The following is a 16896-nucleotide window of genomic DNA, read 5'->3' on the forward strand; positions in this document are numbered from 1 at the left end:
GTACTCCGTGAGTGTTGGTGACAATGTAGGGGCTTGGCTGTTTTGCCCGCTGCCGGCCCCCTTACCGGCGGCGTCTGGTTCAGGCGGGAGTGGCAGCCGTCGCCAGCTTCCCACCCGGAACGATGCTGGTCGAGGTGATACGCTCGTCGAGCGTCGCACCTTCGGTCCCATAGATCTGCCGCACCACGGCGTCGTCGAGTTCGTCGGGCGTGCCGTCGAATACGATGTGGCCGTTGGCCATGCCAACGATGCGGTTGCAGTAATGGCGCGCGGTGTCGAGCGTGTGCAGGTTGCTGATCACCGTGATGCCATCATGCTGGTTGATGTCGCGCAGCGCGTCCATCACCACCTTGGCATTGAGCGGGTCGAGCGAGGCGATCGGCTCGTCCGCCAGAATGATGCGCGGCTCCTGCAGGAGGGCGCGGGCAATGGCGACCCGCTGCTGCTGCCCGCCGGAAAGCGTATCCGCCCGCTGCAGCGCCACCTCCGCGATGCCGAGCCGCTCCAGCGCGCGCAGCGCGAGCGTGCGTTCGGCATCCGTATATGTCTTGGTGAGCGACCGCCACAGCGGCACGTGGTTGAGGCGGCCCGTGAGCACGTTGGTGAGCACGTCGAGCCGGTTGACCAGATTGAACTGCTGGAAGATCATCGCAGCGCGGGAGCGCCAGTTGCGCAGTTCACGGCCACGCAGCCGCGTCACATCCGTATCCTCGAAAAGGATGCGGCCTTCGGTGGGGTCGATCAGGCGGTTGATCATGCGCAGAAGCGTGGATTTTCCGGCCCCGGAACGCCCGATAACACCCACCATGCTGCCGACAGGAATCTCGACTCGCGCATTGGCGACAGCGGCCTTCTCTCCGAACCGCCTCGTCACTCCATCAATGATCAACACCGCTCAGGTCCTTGCATCGTTATTTCGTTAACGCGCGGACTCTGGCAGCGGTACGCTACACAACGATGACAATCGGCCCGGAAATTACCCGCCGATGTCCGAAATCTTCCAGCAGCCGCCATCGGGAAGGGCGGCGCCACTTGTCGATCCGCCCGTGCCCCCGCGGCTCCTCCTGTCGAGCCGGAACGAATGCCCGTCGACGGGGCGGGCGCGCCGGCGCCCTACCCGGCTATTCCCAGCGATTTCAGCTTGCGGTGCAGGGCGGAGCGCTCCATGCCGATGAACTCGGCTGTGCGCGACACGTTGCCGGAGAAGCGGTTGATCTGGGCGATGAGATACTCGCGCTCGAATATCTCGCGCGCGTCGCGCAACGTCAGGCTCATCAGCTTCTCCCCCCCTGCCCCTGCGGGCGTGGTGGGCACCAGCGTGCCGATCTCCGCCGGCAGCATTTGTGCAGTGATGGCCGCCTCCAGCTCGCCGCCGGCGAGAATCATCAGGCGCTCGACATTGTTGCGCAGCTGGCGCACGTTGCCCGGCCAGTCGTGGGATTGCAGCACCGCGAGCGCGTCCTCGGCGACGGTGCGCTTCGGCAGGCCGGTGGCCTGCGATATCTGGTCCATGAAAAAGGCAATCAGTTCCGGCACATCCTCGCGATGCTCGGCGAGCGATGGCACGCGGATCGGCACGACGCTGAGGCGGTGGTAGAGATCCTCGCGGAAGCGGTCCTGCGCGATCTCGTGCGCCAGATCGCGGCCGGTCGAGGCAATGATACGCACGTCGACATGCACCCGCGCCGTGCCGCCCACGCGCTGGAAATTCTGGTCCACCAGCACGCGCAGGATGCGGCTCTGCGTCTCGCGCGGCATGTCGGCGACTTCGTCTATATAGAGCGTGCCGCCGTGCGCCTCCTCCAGCGCGCCCACACGCCGCCCGCGCCCGTCCCCGCTTTCCACGCCGAACAGCTCCTGCTCCATGGTCTCGGGCGTGATGGTGGCGGCGTTGATGACGATGAACGGCGCCGACGCCCGGTGGGACAGGTTGTGGATGGTGCGCGCGACGAGTTCCTTGCCCGCGCCGGGCGCCCCGGTGATCAGCACGCGCGCGTTGGTGGGCGCCACCCGCTCCACGGTCTGGCGAAGCTGATTGACAATGGCCGAATGGCCGACGATGCGGCTGGCCTGGACGGAGCGCGCGCGCAGGTCCTTTACCTCGCGGCGCAGGCGGGATGCCTCCAGCGCCCGCTCCGCCACCAGCACGAGGCGGTCGGCCTTGAACGGCTTCTCGATGAAATCGTAGGCGCCGCGCTTGATGGCGGAAACCGCCGTCTCGATATTGCCATGGCCGGAAATCATGACCACCGGCAACTCGGGGTTGTTTTCCTTGACGATGTCGAGCACCTGCAGGCCGTCGAGCCGGCTGCCCTGCAGCCAGATGTCGAGGAACACCAGATGCGGCCGGCGCGCCTCGATGGCGGCCAGCGCCTCGTCCGAGCTGCCCGCCGTTCGGGCGCGGTGCCCCTCGTCTTCCAGAATACCTGCGACGAGATCACGGATATCCGCCTCGTCATCGACAATGAGGATGTCAGCGCTCATGCTTGGGCTCCGGGTTATCTCCGCCGACCGTTTCATACGGTCTGGCGGCGGTGGTAGATGCGGCCGGCGTTTCTGCAGTGAGGCCATCCGGCGCCGGGGGCTGCGGCGCGCCCGGCCGGGCGGGCGCGGAAGCGGCACTCGCCGTGCCGTCCAGCGGCAACCACAGCACGACCCGCCCGCCCCGCCCCGCCGGCGCGTCGAGCAACTGGATGCCGCCGCCATGGTCTTCCAGAATCTTGCCAACGATGGCGAGGCCGAGCCCCGTGCCGCCCTCGCGCGTCGTCATGTAGGGTTCGAGCAGCCGGTGGCGGTTCTCGCGCGGGAAGCCCTTGCCGTTGTCGATCACCTCGATGACGACGTTACCGGCCTCCGCCCGCACGCCGACGCTGATCCGGCCCGGCCCGCGCTCCTCCTCGGGGACGGCTTTCACCGCCTCCGTGGCGTTCTTGACGATGTTGGTCAGCGCCTGCGACAGCAGCCGGCGGTCGAAATGGGCGATGATCGGCGCCTCCGGCAACGCCTCCTCGAACGTGATGTCGGGAGAGCCGACGCGCATCAGGAACAGCACCTGCCGCACCGTCTCCACGATATCCTCGTCCGTCTGCGCGGGCTTGGGCATGCGGGCGAAGGAGGAGAACTCGTCCACCATGCGCTTGATGTCGTCGACCTGCCGCACGATCGTCTCGACGCACTGGTCGAACACCTGCCGGTCCTCGGTGATGACCTTGCCGTACTTGCGCCGGATGCGCTCGGCCGAGAGCTGGATGGGGGTCAGCGGGTTCTTGATCTCATGGGCGATGCGCCGGGCCACGTCGGCCCAGGCGGCGGTCCGCTGGGCGGCGACGAGCCCGGTGATGTCGTCCAGCGTGACGACGAAGCCCCGGTCCTCGCCCTCGTCCTTCTCGCTGGTGACGCGCACATTCAGCATGCGCTCGCGGCCGCCGCGCGACAGCGACACCTGCCCCTGTGCCAGCGCGCGGCCCTGCGCCTGCGCCCGGTGGACGCTGCCGAGCGCCTCGGCGACGAGATCGGCGATCTCGGGGATGGCCTCGCCGACCGGCTGGCCGCCCAGTTCCGCCGCCGACGTGCCGAGCAGCGCCTCGGCCGAGCGGTTGACGATGTTGATGACGCCCTCGCCGTCCGTGCCGATGACGCCTGCCGAAACGCCGGCAAGCACAGCCTCGGTGAAGCGCCGGCGCTGGTCGATCACCTCATTGGCCGCCACCAGCCCGTCGTGCTGCTGGCGCAGCTCGGTGGTCATCTTGTTGAAGGTGGTGCTGAGATGGCCGAGGTCGCCCTCCGTCTTGAGCACAGGCACCCGCACATAGAAGTTGCCGCTCGCCACCTGATCCGTCGCGTGGATGAGGCGGCGGATCGGCGACACCAGCCGGTTGGCGAGGCTCAGCCCGAACCAGACGGCGGACAGCAGCACGATCAGCGCGACGAGCGCGAACATCAGCGCGAAGACGATCTGGATCGTGACCTTCTTCTGCTCCAGCGCCTGATAATATGCCACGCCCACCTCCGCCACGGCGGGAAACTCCACCGCGCGCGGATCGACGTGCCGGGCGACGTAGAGGATTGTCTGCTCCTCCCAAGCAAGGCGCAGGATGGAGCGGAACAGGTTGCCGGACTGGGGAATGAGGCAGACCGGGTCGTCCGAGTTGGCCGCCTCGATATCCTCGTGGCTGGGGCCGGGCAGCTTCTCGCCCTCGTCGGCGTCGAAACGTTCGATCACGGTGCCGTCGGGCTCCACCAGCATGGCGACGGGGAAACCGAGAAAGGTGGCGCGCGAACGCAGAAAGTCCTGAAACAGCTTGCGGTCGGCCCGGTAAAGCACCAACGCGCGGTTCAGGTCGGCGGCCATCAGGTCCGTCTCACGCGCGAGATTGCGGCACTGGCTCTCGCGGTAGGCATCGGCGATCTCGGCCGTGTTGGAGATCAGCGCCTTCAGCGAATTGGTGAACCACGGATCGAGGCCGCGCTCCAGCGTGATCGAGGCGACAACCGCCACCAGCACGGCGGGAAAGGCCGCGACGAGGCTGAACAGCGAGACGATTCGCACATGCAGGCCGGCCGCCGCCGCCCCCGCGCGGCGCGCCCGCACGATGGCCCACGTTTCCCACACCACGATGGCCGTGAGCAGCGCCACCAGAATGCCGTTGCCGACCAGCGCCCAGACGACGACGGAATGCGTCGGCAGGATCGGCGTCAACCCCGCGAGGATGAGGAATGTGCCGAGAGCGGACGCCAGCGCCAGCACCACGGCGATCGTGCCGACAACGCCCGACACCCGTGCCCCGCGCTTGCGCCGATTGTCCGTCATCCGAGCCAAGCAATCCCCGCGTTCACATTACCGTGTAAAGTGCCGGCCATCATCAGCGGCCGTCCCGTAACGCCGTCCCGCCGCGCCGGCGGCGACATGATTCGCTATCGTGGTGTATCCATACAACACTGTTGTATGGATATGACAACCCTCCGCATCTGTGTCTGTCCGCAGTTTTATGACTCGCCGCCCGCCACTTGCAGGACGCGGAAGCCTAGATCGGCGCCGGCGCTTTCCGTCGCCGGCCCGGAGTGCGCTTCCAGCTGGCCGGAAAGCGCTGTCGCCGTGCGCCGCAGGCGTTCCAGCGTGATGGCGAAGATCGTCGGGTAGCCGGCCTCGAAAGCGGGCGAGGTTTTCCACATGCCGTTGGCGCGCCGCTGGCGCGTCGGCTCGGGCGACTGCACCAGAATGAAGCGTCGCCGCAGCCCCGCCCCGATATCCGCCCGCCACAGGCCATGCGCGGTGGAGCCGGAGCCCGCGAAGAAATCCATCACCGTATCGCCCTCCCCCGTCACCATGTCGACCAGATAGGCGATGAGGCCGGAGGGCTTGGGATAGGGCATGATATCGGTGCCGAACAGCGCCCTGATCTCGGCCGTGCCGTCTTCGTTCGTCGGCACGCCGTTGGTGCGGTACGACAGCAGGCTCGCGGTCTTCTTGCGCGCCTTCGAGCGGCTGACGAGGTTGGGCCGGAAGGGCGCCTTGCGGATGGTGATGCGCGCGCCTTCCGTCACCAGCGCGTCCAGCGTCGCCTGCGCATAGCGCCACTCGCCCTTCAGCCGGAAGGCGTTGCCGTTCACGCCGTCGCGAATCTCGACCGCGTCGAGCAGCTCCGTCACGATGTTGCCCCCCGACATATCCTGCGGCGCAATGACGCCGTCGCCGCAGCCGAACGACACCGCCCGCGCGGGAAAGGTGAGGACCTGCACGCCGTTGCCCGCATTGTTGAACGGGTATTTCTTGCCGTCGGTGACGGCGCCTGCGGTGAAGGCCGGCGCCTTGGCGCGGTCGCGCGCGAAGCAGACGATGAACTCCGTCACCCGGCCCATGCGCGCGTCGAGGAAGGACGGCTTCTTCTTCCGCTCCCAGATCAGATGGCCGCAGAAGTTCTCGTCGCCAAAGATTTCACGGCCGATCTGCGTGAGGCTGTCCAGTTCCTCGTCGCCGATGCTGATGAAGATCAGCCCGTCCTCACGCAGCAGCTCACGGGCCAGCAGCAGGCGCGGATACATCATCGACAGCCAGGCGACATGCGGGCGCAGCCATGCGGGCGCATGTGCCGCGTCCGCGCCGCCGGGGGCGGGCGTGCGGAAATCGTCGTTGTAGAGCAGCGGGTTGCCGGTATTGTAGGGCGGATCGATATAGATGAGCTTCACCGTGCCGGCGTGGTCCGCCCGCAGCAGCTTGAGCACGTCGAGATTGTCGCCCTCGATCAGCAGGTTCCGCGTGGTATCGGCGTGGAGCCCGGCATCCGCCACCTCGCGCAGGCGCATGCCGGCGTCGGTCCATGCAGCCCGCCGCGCTTGCGCCTTGCCCGGCCAGTTGAGGCCGAAGCTGGCAGCGGACGCATCGATTTGCAGGGAATCTTCAGGCGGGCAGGCGTTCACGCGGGACGGCTCCCGAAATTATGCCAAAAGCAGCTCGCCCAAGAGCAGCCGGCTCAAGAGGCCACCGTGGCCCGTGCGGCGCTTGAGCAAAGCCCGTACCAGCCGGCCCAGCACCGGGACGCTGGTACTGTGTGTGAAAACGGCCTCCGAAGCGAATCCGGAGGCCGTCATATTGCAGACACAGCATACCCCGCGTGCGGGGTGTCAAAGGGCATCAGCCCTGACGCGCCTTGAAGCGCTTCTGGGTCTTGTTGATGATGTACACGCGGCCCTTGCGACGCACGAGCTGGTTGTCGCGATGACGGCCGCGGATCGACTTCAGCGAATTGCGAATCTTCATCGAACCGTTCTCCGTCCGGCCAGCGCAAGGCCTGCCGGTAAAAAAATAACAATTCCCGGCTGCCGCAAGGTTGACGGCCGCCAAGAGGCTTCTGCTCATTTCAGAGCATGGTTCCTACCTATCCCGCTTGCTCCGGTCAACCCCGATTTGTCGCCCTGGCAAAATATTCGTCGGCTTGGCGGCATCGGAACCGCCCGCGAGGTTGCAACCGGGAGGCCGGCGCGCCAGGAGCAGGTTCAGGAGCCGGCCGGTGGCTGCCTCGCGAACCGCTTGCGGAACCAGTTTTCAAGCAGGATTTTTTCGTGAACGAACGGGTCGACCGACAGGCGCGCCGCCGGGTTGGTCAGATAGTTGACATCGGTGATGCTTTCACGCACCTGCGCCACGGTCCGCCCACCGTCCTTCAGCATATAGCGGAGGCTGAAGCGCGGCGGCGTAATGTCCGTGAGGACGCGGACATCGTTCATCACGCTCCACCAGGAATCGTAATTTCCCGCCAGCCGGATATCCAGAATCTCGATGGTGAGCAACTGTTTCTCGCCGAGATACTTCTTTCCCAGTTGTGCGAGAAAGGTCTCGAAGACTTTCATGGCCTGCGCGCGCGTCGCCGACCGCCTGAAATCGCGGTCCGAAAAATGCTCCGGCGCGACGAACCTCACCTCGACATCCGCCCGCCCGGGTAACGGCAGCAAGAGCGCTACGGTCATAGCCATTCCCGCTGCAATGCGCCTGCTCATGACGAAACTCCGGTATCACCCCAGCAACGTCAGAATAAACGGAACCGCAGTCGCTGTCATCGCTTCGGGCGTCAGATGGCCTTTCGTGTCACGCACAGGCTCAACACGCTGCCCCATCCGGAATCGGGGCGACAACGCGCCGGTAGCCGCCTGCGGATTGCGTCGCGGGCGCGAAATTACACCCTGCCCTCGTCATGCCCCTGGATCCTGATTTTTTGCCACAATTTCAGGCAACAAAGATATTCCAGTTATATGAGAGGGCTAGAGCGATGATTACACGTCGTATGCTTTTCGCTCCGCTGCTGGGAGCGCTGCTCACCCCCGCTGTCGTCGTCGCCGGAGACACGGCGAAGGCCCAGCCCATGCCGCCCCCCTATCGATATCCGCCCCCGCCGCGCCGCGGCCCTCCGCCCGGCGCGTACCGGCGTCCGCCGCCGCCACGCTTCGAACGGCGCCCGCCACCGCGCCGCGGGTGGGTGTGGGTGCCGGGCCGCTGGGAGTGGGCCGGGCCCCGGAGAGGTTACATGTGGAGGCAAGGCTTCTGGGCCAGGTCCCGGCGCTGGTAAAGTCAGCAATCGACGCGCGGGGAACCTTCCCGCGCGACTCACTCCTTCCATTTCGGAAGGAATGAACTACATATTAATGGGATAATCGTTGCGGCGTTTCTGGAGAATATTCACGCCTCGTAGAATTCACCAAGTGAGGCATTTCCATGATCGACTCCCGTACCGCTCCCTATGCCGCGCTCGTTCTGAGGCTCGCGCTCGGCATCCTGTTTCTCGCCCATGCGGGCCTCAAGATTTTCGTCTTCACGCCCGCCGGCACGGCCGGGTTCTTCGGTTCCCTCGGCCTGCCGGGCTGGCTCGCCTATGTGACGATCCTGTGGGAACTCCTGGGCGCCGCAGCCTTGATCCTCGGCGTGTGGCCGCGCCTGGCGGCGCTGGCGCTCGTTCCCATCCTGTTCGGCGCCATCTTCACCGTGCATGGTCCGGCGGGTTTCTTCTTCAACAATCCGAACGGCGGCTGGGAATTCCCGGCATTCTGGATCGTCGGACTCGTCGCCCTGGCACTTGTCGGCGACGGCGCGCTCGCCCTCAAGCCCACGCCGGCCGGCAGCGACAAGGCCTGACGCGATGGCTCCCCGCGATCCCGCCCCTGCCGGCCGGTCAGTCAACCCGACCGGTGTTGCCGGAGCCTCGGACGTACCTGCCTTTCATCTGTCGATGGGCAGGGTCGCGCTGACCGTCAACGACCTTGACCGCGTCGCGGCATTTTACGAGCAGGCCGTCGGTCTCCATCTCCTGCGCAAGGACGGGACAACGGTCGAACTCGGCGCCGGCGGCGACGTGCTGCTGGAGCTGCGCGGAGACGCCTCGGCCCGGAGGCGTTCGCCGCGCGAGGCGGGCCTCTTCCACACGGCTTTCCTCCTTCCGTCGCGCGTCTCGCTCGCGCGCTGGACCCACCATGCAGCCAGAACCCGCACGCCGGTGGTGGGCGCGTCCGACCACGGCGTCAGCGAGGCGCTGTACCTTTCCGACCCGGAAGGAAACGGCGTCGAAATCTATGCCGACCGGCCCGCATCCGCCTGGAAATGGCATGACGGCATGGTAGACATGCCGAGTGACCGGCTCGATATCGAGGCGCTGCTGGCGCAAGCCAATGGCGTAAAGTGGGACGGCTTTCCCGTCGGATCGAAGGTCGGTCACGTACATCTGCAAGTCGGCGCGCTCGCGCCGGCCGAAGCCTTTTATGCGGGTGCGCTGGGGCTCGATGTCACCTGTCGCTATCCGGGCGGCACCTTCTACGCGGCCGATGGCTACCACCATCATATCGCGACAAACATCTGGAACAGCCGTGGCGCCGGCATACGCGACTATCCCTCGACCGGGCTGGCGGAGATCGAGCTTCGTCTCGACGCATCAAGGGCAGCTGCAATCCGCGCACGGGCCGAAGCCCCGGAAGGAACCGCCGGACAGCTCTTGCTGACCGACCCGTGGGGTACATCGGTGGCGGTGATCGCGCGATAAGAAAAGGAAGAATGATGCTCATCGACGGCAAATGGAGCGCAGACTGGCAGCCGGTGCAGGCCACCGACTCGAAGGGTGGCTTCGTCCGCCAGATCTCCGGCTTTCGCAACTGGGTGACGCCGGACGGCAGCGCGGGTCCAAGCGGCGAAGCCGGTTTCCAGGCCGTGGCCGGGCGCTATCATCTGTATGTCGCGCTCATCTGCCCATGGGCGTCGCGGACGCTGATCGCCCGCAAGCTGAAGGGGCTCAAGGACGTCGTTTCCGTGTCGGTTGTCGAACCGGCGCTGACCGATCAGGGCTGGCGCTTCGGCGACTATCCGGGCTCGGACCGGGATAGCGTGAACGGTGCGACCTACATCCACGAAATCTATACGCGCGCCGATCCGCACTATACCGGCCGGGCGACCGTGCCGGTGCTGTGGGACAGGCAGCGCGGAACGATCGTCAGCAATGAGTCGGCGGAGATCGTGCGCATGTTCAATGCGGGCTTCGGCGATCTGGCGAACAACGCTTTCGATCTCTATCCCGAGCATCTGCGCGCCGGGATCGATGAACTCAACGCGCGTATCTATCCGCGCCTCAACAACGGCGTCTATCGCGCCGGATTCGCGACGACGCAGATCGCCTATGAGGAAGCGTTCGCCGAGGTGTTCGGCATACTGGACGAACTGGAGAAACGGCTTGCCGGCACCGGTCCCTTCCTGTTCGGCGAAGACTTCACGGAAGCCGACATCCGGCTGTTCGTGACACTGGTGCGTTTCGACGCGGCCTATCACGGCCTGTTCAAATGCAACCTGCGCCGTCTTGCCGACTATGCAGCGCTGAGCCGCTATCTCATCCGCGTTCTCGACGTGCCGGGTATCCGGGAGACGGTCAGCATCGACCACATCAAGCGTGGCTACTACTCGATCAGGGCGCTCAATCCGAACGGCATCGTCCCGCTCGGTCCGGATTTGCCGGGTCTGGCGCCCGTCGTCCTGGCGCCGGCAACAGCGCCCCAGGAACGGCCTGCATGACCTCAGCCGCGATCTTATAGCCGGACAGTGATTGCCCGGCGGCGCCATAACACCATTCAAAGGGAACACCCGCCCATATGGACCGCCTCGATTGCGACCGCATGTTCGTTACGGTACTCGACACGGGCAGTTTCGCGGCCGCCGCGCAGCGGCTCGGCACGAGCAGCGGTCAGGCCTCGAAGCTGGTCTCGAAACTCGAAGCCGATCTCGGCGTCCAGCTCCTCAAGCGAACCACGCGCGCGCTATCCCCGACCGAGGTGGGCAAGGCCTATTACGAGCGGATGAAAACGCTGCTTGAGGAGTTCGACAGCCTCGACGCCTCCGTTCGAAATACCTCCGGTGCGCCCGCCGGACGACTGCGGCTGACCGCGCCGGTGTCCTTCGGCACGCGCCGCCTCACGCCGGCCCTGCTCGATTTCGCAAACGCCTTTCCCGATATCCAGCTCGACGTCAGCTTTTCCGATCGGATCGTCGACCTGATCGATGAAGGCTTCGACGTCGCGGTCAGGATCGGCAAGCCGCAGGACAGCACCCTGATCGCCCGCAAGCTCTGCGACGCGCGGATCGTCACGGTTGCCGCCCCTTCCTATGTCGAGCGAAGAGGCATGCCCGCCTCGCCGCAAGAGCTTACCGATCACGACTGTATCGTCGACACCAATTTCCGCGATCCGTTCCGCTGGGCATTCGCATCCGCCGGTGTGCCGGAGCCCGTGGCCGTCAGGGTCTCGGGTCGGCTAAGCTTCTCCAACGGCGAGACGTGCCTCGCGGCAGCACAGGCCGGTCTCGGCATCGCCCGCGTCCCCAGCTTCATTGCCGGGCCACTCATCCGGGACGGGCAGGTGAAGCCGCTGCTCGCCGACTTTGAGGATAAGCCGCTCGTTATTCACGCGCTCTATCCGCCGGCGCGCCATCTGGCGCTCAAGGTGCGCGCCCTCGTCGATTTTCTCGCCATATGCTATCGCGGCGAGCCCGACTGGGATCGCGGTTGGTGACCGGGCAGAGCGGTTTGCATTCAAGCCGATCCATCGAATTGAATGCAAGTTGCGGTAGGATATCGAAATTGGAGCGCGCGGCCGGGCCGGCGACCTTTCACAGGTCGCCACCCTCAAAACCGAGAACGCCCGGGCCTAGAGGCTGTTGCCTATGCCGGCAGGACGACCACCTTCGTCTTGACCGGCGTTCGTGAGTACAGGTCGATCATGTCCTGGCTCAGGAGGCCGACACAGCCGCTTGTGAGGTTCGTGCCGATCGTCTCGGGGATGCTGCTGGCGTAGAGCGTGTAGAGCGTGTAAGCGCCGTTCTGGTAGAGATAGAGCGCACGCGCACCAAGCGGGTTGTCGAGGCCGCCCGGCATGCCGCGTGCATATTTGGCCGCCTCGGGCTGGCGCTGGATCATCTCCTTGGGCGGTGTCCAGATCGGCCATTCGCCCTTGCGTCCGACATAGGCATCACCGCTCCACAGGAACCCGGCGCGGCCGACATTGGCGCCATACCGCGTGGCGGATCCGTCGCCCTCGACACGGTAGACGTAGTAGTTCTTCGGATCGACGACAATCGTGCCTGGCTCTTCCTTGCTGTCGAAGCGAACGATCCGGCGGTAGTATTTCTGATCGACCTTGCTGACATCGACCGCCGGGATCGGGAATTTCTCATCGGGCACCGGCCCGTAGATCTGCTCTGCGTAGGCGAGGCTTATGCCGTCGGATGTCGCGCAGCCGGCCAGCCCCAGCGCGCCGATACCGGCGGCCGAGCCGACCAGAAACGATCGGCGGTTGAGAAGCCCTGCCCGACGCCCGAACAGCGCGGTCTCGTCCATCTTGCCGGCATCGGCATTCCCACGATTGATGATCATGACTTTGAATTTCCCATGTCCTGCTGCCCGGCGAGATAAGGCTCCGGCATGCCTCCACTGAGCGTCTTGCCGAGCTGAGATTGCCAGCACGCGGCTCGACTAGCAAGCTCAGGCTTTCGCCGCGCGGTGCCTGCCGCGCATCAAGGCCGGCAAGAGCCACGCGGTCCCGCACTCCAGACTGCGCCGGCCCGACGCTTTGAGTCGATCATGCCGTTGCCCCGGGCATAAGGCAAGGCGACCGTGCTTGCGGGCGCGCTGCTTCTGTTTTCAGGGTTTGTCGATCTGGCCATCGCGCTAGATTTCGGCCTTCGTGAAACGAATCTGAGCATTGCAGGCCTCGTGATGGCGTGAGCCCGCATGTCCTGCGCCGAAATTGCGAGCGCCGAGACCTTGAACACGATTCAGGACCGGGCAAAACGTCGGGAAGCAATGCGGTTGCGCATCGCCGCCTGCGACGCTTCGGGTCCATTGCCGTTCCTCGGATGTGCGTCGCTGTCACAGGCACCTCTCCATATGGGAACAACTCCCGCCATTTCAGGCGTATTGCGCGAGTCCGTTACCAAAGGACCAGTTCTCTTTCTCACCCTCGATAAGATTCACGAACACATCCTCCGGCCGGATGCCCGGGTTTTCGCCGAGTAGCTCCGCGATCCGTCTGAACAGAGCCTTCTTCTGCTCCACGGTTCGGGTATTCCGCGCGCTGATCTGGATCAGCACGAGGTCATCGCTGCGGGCGATATCGAGATAAGATGCCCCGTAACGGAAATTCGCTGCGTCATGCTCGCTGATGACCATGAACTGGTCGCCCTCCGGCACGTCGAAAGTGTCGCGCGTGGCTTGATAGAGGCTATCGAAGATTGCGCTGCGGTAAGCTGCCGATTTCCCGGCGCGCATCGAGATGTGAACGAGCGGCATCAGACATTCCCTCCATTCTGGTTCCGACTTTGACATTAGATGCCGTTAAGTTATTTTGATATGATATGAATAGTGATATCTATGATAATAGATTGAAATGATAGACCGCTCCCTCGACCTGGACTCAGTCCGGGCTTTCGTTCACATCGTGGAGCTTGACAGCTTCACGCGCGCCGCCGAGGCCATGCGTACCACGCAGAGCGCAGTCAGCCTGAAGCTCAAGCGGCTTGAAGACAGGCTTGGCTGCCGGCTGATCGAGCGCACGCCCCGGTACGTGCAGCTTTCAGCGCGCGGCGCGGCTTTCCTCGACTACGCACGCGAACTCCTGAAGGCGCATGACCGTGCGCTTGCCGTGTTCGTCGAAGCCCGGCAGCGCCTCACTATCGGCATCAGCGATCATGTCGCGGGACCTGAACTCCCCGCGCTTATCGCGCGCATGAATGCACAAGACCCCCAATTGCTGATCGAGATCCGGATCGGATCGTCGGGCGATCTGCTGCAAAGCTTTGACCGGCGGGAGCTCGACACTGTTATCATCCGCCTTCACGCGGGTCGCAGCGATGGAGAAGTGCTGACGGAGGAAAGGTTCGGCTGGTTCGCGTCACCGAGTTGGCAGTATCGGGCGGGCGAGCCCCTGCCGCTCTGCACGATGGCCGAGCCTTGTGGCGTGCGGGCGCTGGCTGGACGGATACTCGATACGGCAGGCGTACCGTGGTCGGAAATTTTCGTCGGTGGTGGTGTTGCGGCCGTCTCCGCCGCCGTCACTGCCGGACTGGGCGTTGCCGCCCTGGCGCCGCGCATGTTGCCGCTCGGCGCGGTGGATGTCGGCCCGAAGCTGGGTTTGCCCCCTCTACCGCGCCTGCCCGTCTTGTTGCACTCGAGAGTCTTGGAGGGCCGGTCACGCGAGGCGATTGCCGCTCTCTCGGCTGCGTTCAGAAGCGTAGTGCGAGATTAGGCGACGGTTCGGGAGAGGAGCGAGGGGGTAATGGCCGTGCCGTCCCGCCTCGCTACTATTGCGCGCGGGCGTTGCTGCCGCGAGTGCGGATGACTGCTTCAGTGCGTGTGCGCTGAAGGATAGGTCGGCGACCGGACCTTCCTCCTGGTCGATGTCGACGATCGAATGCGAGAACGGGTCGTCCATGCTCTCCGGCAGGCCATGGGCAGCCACGTAGCGGCGATGAGCGAGCCAGCGGGTGTTATCGTCGTTCGCCACCATCCTGCCGTCGCGGCCGCTATAGTTCACGATGTAGGGTGGGTCGATCAGAATGAAGTCCACCGATCCTCTGTCGAAAGAGCGCATCGTCTGGATGCAATCGGCGTTGAAAATCGAGCCAGGGGTGTGGGTCGACGGCATTGAGCTTGGCCGTTTCGATCAGGGTTTAGGCGATTGCCGCGGCCTTGCCGCCCGCCTCGGAGCCGAGGAAGAGGTAGTTCTTTCGCCCGAGGGCGATGGCACGCATGCCGCGTTCGGCAGCGTTATTGTCGAGTTCCAGGATGCAGTGGTCGAGGTAAGGGCGCAGGCGTTCCATTCGGGCCAGGGCATAGCGGATGGCCGCTGCGCGTGGGGATTTGCCCGAGATTGTGGTGAGTTGCGTGGCCAGCCAAGCCTCGAGATCATCGAAGACAGGGGCGGCATGGGTCTTTCGCAGCTCTGCGCGACGATCAGGTGGCGACCCTCGAGCTTCCTTTTCGATGGCATATAGCTGGGCGATCCGGCCGATGGCCTCTTCGGCGATGGGGGAGCCTTGCAACCGGTGGATGTCCACGAACTTGCGCCGGACATGGGCCATGCAGGCGACCTCGCGGATAGCAGCCGAGCGGTAGAGATCCTCGAACCCGGCATAGCCATCGGCATGCATCCAGCCGTGGAAGCGGGCGAGATGATCCTTCGGGTGCTGGCCCTTGCGGTCACCCGAGAACCGATACCAGGCCGCCGGAGGCGCATCACTGCTCCATGGGCGTTCGCCGCGGGCGTCAATCCAGAGCCGGGCCATCTGGGTCTTGCCGGTGCCGGGGCGAGCATGCCGACCGGCGTGTCGTCGGCGAAGATGGCCTCGGCCGACAGGACATGGCGGCCGATGGCGTCAGTTCCACCTCCATCCGGGGAATGTGGTCTGGGATCGGACGGCGTTTGGGTTTGTCCTTCTCCTCGATGTCCGGCAACTTCAACCGCGCCGTCATTGCCGCAAAGCCCTTGCGCATGTCCGTGACCCCGGCAGCCAGCCAGACCTGCGTATTGACTGGCACCGGGATCACGCCGTCTCTGCCCCGGATGCTAGCACTGGAGACCGCCTATCTCCACGATTTCCCATCCCTCCCGCTCAGCCAAGATGCGGCAGAGACGGAGCTGATCACCGATAGATTCGGGGTTCTGGAGATCGGAGGAGCAACGGACGTAGAGGGCGGCAGATAGAAGATGGAAGTTACGGCATTTGAGAGCCGGAGCTACTGGCAGCAAAATGCCCGACTACGGCCCCCCTCGTGCGCCTCTCTCCACCCGGATTAAGCCCACGTCAGCACCTCATGCAACCCTTTGGGAGACACTCTTCTACGCCCCGCTACGTTTCGTAGGTGGTTGCGGGGTTCGACACACTCGATTTTCACCTGCGAAACTAAGTACTTGATCTTACTGACGCGACATATTTTCCCGAAACAAAACCCCCGGCAAATCATTGATTTTGCTGGGGGTTTCTGAATGTCTTGGTTGCGGGGGCAGGCAACCACCGATACCGACATTCGCTGGAGGTCGCCATCTAGGGGCCCCTCGGCAAGCGGCTTTCACGCCGTCAGACCTTCATTCAATGTCTTCATAGTAGGTCAGCGCGGGCAGGTGCCGTTTCTGGTGCAGGATGCGCAAGACGACGATCGCACCGCGTGCAGCTTCAATCGGGGCATAGAATATGATGTGCTTTTGATAACTGACAGATCGCATCCCGGGCAGAAACAGGTCACGCGGACGCCCGGCATTTGGCGCACGCTCGATCTGGTCGAATGCGGTAACAAGGCCGCGATAGTAGCGCAGCCATTGCTCCCTGCCCCACTGCTCCACGGTATACTGCCGTATCTCCTGAAGATCCTGCATGGCAAGATTGGACAGACGGATCACCATACCGCAGATTAGCCCCTGAAGGCATCAGGCTCAAAGGCTTGCGGATCGAACTCTACGAAAGCCCCGGCCTCGGCCTCGGATGCCGCGTGTTCAAGTTCGGCCTTCAGCGCATAGAACTGACGGGCGCCGTCCTTCTCCATCAGTAGGCGAATCCCAGCACGCACGACCTCGCTGAGATTGGCATAGGCCCCGGACCGGATCTGGCCGTCCACATAGTCCCGCATCGGTTCTGTCAGATGGATGTTCGGCATGATCACATCTCCTATATGCTCGATAATATCAGATTCGAGCATAAACTCAACCGGCGGGACGAGTTTCGGAAGCGCCGCCTGTTCAGCAGGGAATATCGCCGCCTGTTCGGATCACCTCCGGGCCGGGACGGCGAGGCCATCCGCAGGGCTTTCGCTCCGCACGTGTGTCAATCGGCGTCGAACCTTGGCTCTGACTCACTTTTGATGAAATTCAGGCGTTCAACTGGCGTTG

The 16896-nt window shown here is 64.5% G+C and carries 18 protein-coding genes; 6 read left to right on the plus strand and 12 right to left on the minus strand.

Features of this window, described 5'->3' with window-relative positions; all coding sequences use genetic code 11:
- Positions 1-79: 79 nt before the first annotated feature.
- The 6 genes from phnC to ACFFJ7_RS10660 form a co-directional block, all read right to left on the minus strand.
- Positions 80-892 (minus strand): phosphonate ABC transporter ATP-binding protein, encoded by an 813-nt coding sequence (gene phnC / locus ACFFJ7_RS10635; RefSeq protein WP_166956562.1) that lies wholly within the window; start codon positions 890-892, stop codon positions 80-82.
- Between the two features lie 221 nt (positions 893-1113).
- Positions 1114-2484, minus strand: coding sequence for a nitrogen assimilation response regulator NtrX (gene ntrX / locus ACFFJ7_RS10640; RefSeq protein ID WP_166956566.1), 1371 nt, complete (start codon positions 2482-2484; stop codon positions 1114-1116).
- On the minus strand, positions 2474-4810 hold the full coding sequence (locus tag ACFFJ7_RS10645; RefSeq protein WP_377592218.1) for a sensor histidine kinase NtrY-like: 2337 nt from the start codon (positions 4808-4810) through the stop codon (positions 2474-2476). The genes ntrX and ACFFJ7_RS10645 overlap by 11 nt, the downstream gene beginning before the upstream one ends.
- 176 nt (positions 4811-4986) lie before the next feature.
- Positions 4987-6417 carry a site-specific DNA-methyltransferase gene (locus tag ACFFJ7_RS10650; RefSeq protein WP_377592219.1) on the minus strand — a complete coding sequence of 477 codons (1431 nt, stop codon included), beginning with the start codon at positions 6415-6417 and terminating at the stop codon, positions 4987-4989.
- Between the two features lie 214 nt (positions 6418-6631).
- Positions 6632-6757, minus strand: a complete 126-nt coding sequence (ykgO, locus tag ACFFJ7_RS10655; protein ID WP_166956575.1) for a type B 50S ribosomal protein L36 — start codon at positions 6755-6757, stop codon at positions 6632-6634.
- A gap of 236 nt (positions 6758-6993) precedes the next feature.
- On the minus strand, positions 6994-7464 hold the full coding sequence (locus tag ACFFJ7_RS10660; protein ID WP_377592220.1) for a DUF3016 domain-containing protein: 471 nt from the start codon (positions 7462-7464) through the stop codon (positions 6994-6996).
- Between the two features lie 742 nt (positions 7465-8206).
- On the opposite strand from ACFFJ7_RS10660, the gene ACFFJ7_RS10665 reads away from it, so the two are divergent.
- The 4 genes from ACFFJ7_RS10665 to ACFFJ7_RS10680 all read left to right on the plus strand — a co-directional run bounded on the left by ACFFJ7_RS10665 (position 8207) and on the right by ACFFJ7_RS10680 (position 11529).
- Entirely contained in the window at positions 8207-8623 is a 417-nt protein-coding gene (locus ACFFJ7_RS10665) for a DoxX family protein (RefSeq protein ID WP_377592223.1), read from the plus strand.
- A 4-nt stretch (positions 8624-8627) separates the two neighbouring features.
- A complete protein-coding gene (locus ACFFJ7_RS10670; protein WP_377592225.1) occupies positions 8628-9521 on the plus strand; it encodes a VOC family protein in 894 nt (297 codons plus the stop codon).
- Positions 9522-9535: 14 nt separating this feature from the next.
- Positions 9536-10537, plus strand: a complete 1002-nt coding sequence (locus tag ACFFJ7_RS10675; RefSeq protein ID WP_166956522.1) for a glutathione S-transferase family protein — start codon at positions 9536-9538, stop codon at positions 10535-10537.
- A 77-nt stretch (positions 10538-10614) separates the two neighbouring features.
- On the plus strand, positions 10615-11529 hold the full coding sequence (locus ACFFJ7_RS10680) for a LysR family transcriptional regulator (protein WP_166956495.1): 915 nt from the start codon (positions 10615-10617) through the stop codon (positions 11527-11529).
- A 149-nt stretch (positions 11530-11678) separates the two neighbouring features.
- Here the strand turns inward: ACFFJ7_RS10680 and ACFFJ7_RS10685 are convergent, their stop codons facing one another.
- Positions 11679-12389: a L,D-transpeptidase family protein gene (locus tag ACFFJ7_RS10685; protein ID WP_166956498.1), complete on the minus strand. Its 711-nt coding sequence runs from the start codon at positions 12387-12389 to the stop codon at positions 11679-11681.
- 534 nt (positions 12390-12923) lie between these two features.
- Positions 12924-13304: a tautomerase family protein gene (locus ACFFJ7_RS10690; protein ID WP_377592227.1), complete on the minus strand. Its 381-nt coding sequence runs from the start codon at positions 13302-13304 to the stop codon at positions 12924-12926.
- A gap of 97 nt (positions 13305-13401) precedes the next feature.
- Here ACFFJ7_RS10690 and ACFFJ7_RS10695 point away from each other — a divergent pair, with 97 nt between their 5' ends.
- On the plus strand, positions 13402-14259 hold the full coding sequence (locus ACFFJ7_RS10695) for a LysR family transcriptional regulator (RefSeq protein ID WP_377592228.1): 858 nt from the start codon (positions 13402-13404) through the stop codon (positions 14257-14259).
- Here ACFFJ7_RS10695 and ACFFJ7_RS10700 read toward each other — a convergent pair.
- The 4 genes from ACFFJ7_RS10700 to ACFFJ7_RS10715 all read right to left on the minus strand — a co-directional run bounded on the left by ACFFJ7_RS10700 (position 14203) and on the right by ACFFJ7_RS10715 (position 16664).
- Positions 14203-14658 carry a hypothetical protein gene (locus tag ACFFJ7_RS10700; protein WP_377592229.1) on the minus strand — a complete coding sequence of 152 codons (456 nt, stop codon included), beginning with the start codon at positions 14656-14658 and terminating at the stop codon, positions 14203-14205. The two genes, ACFFJ7_RS10695 and ACFFJ7_RS10700, sit on opposite strands and share 57 nt — an antisense overlap.
- A gap of 25 nt (positions 14659-14683) precedes the next feature.
- Positions 14684-15298, minus strand: coding sequence for an IS66 family transposase (tnpC, locus tag ACFFJ7_RS10705; RefSeq protein ID WP_377592230.1), 615 nt, complete (start codon positions 15296-15298; stop codon positions 14684-14686).
- Between the two features lie 800 nt (positions 15299-16098).
- On the minus strand, positions 16099-16413 hold the full coding sequence (locus ACFFJ7_RS10710) for a type II toxin-antitoxin system RelE/ParE family toxin (RefSeq protein WP_377592231.1): 315 nt from the start codon (positions 16411-16413) through the stop codon (positions 16099-16101).
- An 8-nt stretch (positions 16414-16421) separates the two neighbouring features.
- A complete protein-coding gene (locus tag ACFFJ7_RS10715) occupies positions 16422-16664 on the minus strand; it encodes a type II toxin-antitoxin system ParD family antitoxin (RefSeq protein WP_377592232.1) in 243 nt (80 codons plus the stop codon).
- 15 nt (positions 16665-16679) lie between these two features.
- Between ACFFJ7_RS10715 and ACFFJ7_RS10720 the strand changes: the two genes are divergently transcribed.
- On the plus strand, positions 16680-16896 hold a 217-nt coding region (locus ACFFJ7_RS10720), incomplete at its 3' end, for a hypothetical protein (protein WP_377592233.1).

Origin of the sequence: Pseudochelatococcus lubricantis (assembly GCF_042432495.1) — a bacterium.
Taxonomy (GTDB): domain Bacteria; phylum Pseudomonadota; class Alphaproteobacteria; order Rhizobiales; family Beijerinckiaceae; genus Pseudochelatococcus; species Pseudochelatococcus lubricantis.

Bases quoted from the DNA above. Each gene is read 5' to 3' on its own strand.
- ntrX (WP_166956566.1), bottom strand. From the start codon at position 2,484: ATGAGCGCTGACATCCTCATTGTCGATGACGAGGCGGATATCCGTGAT.
- ACFFJ7_RS10645 (WP_377592218.1), bottom strand. From the start codon at position 4,810: ATGACGGACAATCGGCGCAAGCGCGGGGCACGGGTGTCGGGCGTTGTC.
- ykgO (WP_166956575.1), bottom strand. From the start codon at position 6,757: ATGAAGATTCGCAATTCGCTGAAGTCGATCCGCGGCCGTCATCGCGAC.
- ACFFJ7_RS10660 (WP_377592220.1), bottom strand. From the start codon at position 7,464: ATGACCGTAGCGCTCTTGCTGCCGTTACCCGGGCGGGCGGATGTCGAG.
- ACFFJ7_RS10665 (WP_377592223.1), top strand. From the start codon at position 8,207: ATGATCGACTCCCGTACCGCTCCCTATGCCGCGCTCGTTCTGAGGCTC.
- ACFFJ7_RS10670 (WP_377592225.1), top strand. From the start codon at position 8,628: ATGGCTCCCCGCGATCCCGCCCCTGCCGGCCGGTCAGTCAACCCGACC.
- ACFFJ7_RS10675 (WP_166956522.1), top strand. From the start codon at position 9,536: ATGCTCATCGACGGCAAATGGAGCGCAGACTGGCAGCCGGTGCAGGCC.
- ACFFJ7_RS10680 (WP_166956495.1), top strand. From the start codon at position 10,615: ATGGACCGCCTCGATTGCGACCGCATGTTCGTTACGGTACTCGACACG.
- ACFFJ7_RS10685 (WP_166956498.1), bottom strand. From the start codon at position 12,389: ATGATCATCAATCGTGGGAATGCCGATGCCGGCAAGATGGACGAGACC.
- ACFFJ7_RS10690 (WP_377592227.1), bottom strand. From the start codon at position 13,304: ATGCCGCTCGTTCACATCTCGATGCGCGCCGGGAAATCGGCAGCTTAC.
- ACFFJ7_RS10695 (WP_377592228.1), top strand. From the start codon at position 13,402: ATGATAGACCGCTCCCTCGACCTGGACTCAGTCCGGGCTTTCGTTCAC.
- ACFFJ7_RS10700 (WP_377592229.1), bottom strand. From the start codon at position 14,658: ATGCCGTCGACCCACACCCCTGGCTCGATTTTCAACGCCGATTGCATC.
- tnpC (WP_377592230.1), bottom strand. From the start codon at position 15,298: ATGGCCCGGCTCTGGATTGACGCCCGCGGCGAACGCCCATGGAGCAGT.
- ACFFJ7_RS10710 (WP_377592231.1), bottom strand. From the start codon at position 16,413: ATGGTGATCCGTCTGTCCAATCTTGCCATGCAGGATCTTCAGGAGATA.
- ACFFJ7_RS10715 (WP_377592232.1), bottom strand. From the start codon at position 16,664: ATGCCGAACATCCATCTGACAGAACCGATGCGGGACTATGTGGACGGC.